This is a genomic window from Streptomyces coelicoflavus, from assembly GCF_003112555.1.
GTDB classification, from domain to species: Bacteria; Actinomycetota; Actinomycetes; order Streptomycetales; family Streptomycetaceae; genus Streptomyces; species Streptomyces coelicoflavus.
This window is the reverse complement of sequence record NZ_BEWB01000042.1, coordinates 1-1,263: the sequence shown is the minus strand read 5'-3', so window position 1 is coordinate 1,263 and position 1,263 is coordinate 1. Positions and strand designations below refer to the sequence as shown.

Genomic DNA, 1,263 nt, shown 5'->3' with positions numbered 1-1,263 from the left:
GGTTCGTTCCGGCAGGTCAAGGCGTCATAGGCTCCACGACATGCACAGCACCCTGACGGAGCACGCCCGGTGTCTCTACGGAGACGAGTACCGACCGACGCCTGAGTGCGGCCTCGACCACCGGGAGCACTGCTTCGTCGAGGAACTGACATTCACTGACGCGGATTCGATCCTCGCCGTGCTCCGTGAGCTCAGCCCGCACGTGGTCGATGGTCGTCTCCCGGTCTGGGTGCGCAATCTCTCCTATCGGTTGGTGCTCCTGCAGCGACTTGATGAGCCAGCGCTGATGCGCGAGGCTGCCGAGAACTTGTGGTTGCACGGACCGGACTGGGATGACATCGCAGCGGGCCTGGCGAGGCGGGCAGAGGCCCTGGAGGCCGACTGATTTCGGTTGTCCCTGAGCCCTGGCGGTGGACAACTGTCTGCCGCTGGCTGGGCATCTGGGGCGACGTGATGGGCTCAGGCGCGCGGCGGCAGGACCTCGATCACGGTGGCCGTGCCGACAACAGGTCGGGCTTCGTGCATGGTGATCACATCGCCGCACTTCAAGTGCCTCCACTGCTCAGGGCTCAGGGGAGCCAGCCGAACGTCGGCGGCCTCTCCCGGGCCGAGCTCTTGCGCATACTCCGCCCACAACCTGGCGATGTTCAGCTCTCGCTCCCCGCCGGCGGTGCGGTTGCCGATGTCCCACATCGGCCGGAGCCGTCCGTCTGCGGCGAATGCAGTCCGGCGTCGGCCCGCCTCCGCACCCACCAGGCTCAGGGTCGCCCGGAGGGTGCCGTTCCGGACCTCCCAGCCCCGCCACTCACACCAACGTCGACTGCGGTCGAGCATCATCTGCCGAGCAGCCTCGGCAAGGAGGTCCCAGAATTCCACGGACACGGGGTGGACATCCCCGATCTCGATGAGAACACCGAGCACCATCTCCCACTCTTGGCGCCCGATGTCCTCACGCACATCCCCGACTGTCTGCCCGTTCTCTGCCGCTGCCTCCTCCGGCAGCAGATCGACGGCCTGGCGAAGGAGTGTGAACGCGTCATCCATGTGCTGCATTCTCCCCCGTCCCGGACACGCGTTGAAGGGCAAGCAGGACGAACGGAGTTGGCAGCGCGACGCGCCCGAATGCTTCCTGGCTCCGTGATTGTTGCCGACTATTTTGAGCAACTCGACTGCGAGCCGACCCCGCCAGGTCGTCTGGGCCAGTTCGGATAAGCAGGCCTGTTCGTGCTTGCGCGGGGTTCCGTAGGGTCGGCCGCAAGTGCC

The 1,263-nt window shown here is 66.2% G+C and carries 2 protein-coding genes; one reads left to right on the top strand and one right to left on the bottom strand.

What is annotated here, in order from left to right; genetic code table 11:
* The first annotated feature begins 40 nt into the window (after nucleotides 1-40).
* Nucleotides 41-385, top strand: a complete 345-nt coding sequence (locus tag Sco07f_RS39685; protein WP_108990817.1) for a hypothetical protein — start codon at nucleotides 41-43, stop codon at nucleotides 383-385.
* Between the two features lie 74 nt (nucleotides 386-459).
* Here the strand turns inward: Sco07f_RS39685 and Sco07f_RS39680 are convergent, their stop codons facing one another.
* A complete protein-coding gene (locus tag Sco07f_RS39680) occupies nucleotides 460-1,044 on the bottom strand; it encodes a hypothetical protein (protein WP_439959718.1) in 585 nt (194 codons plus the stop codon).
* Nucleotides 1,045-1,263: the final 219 nt, after the last annotated feature.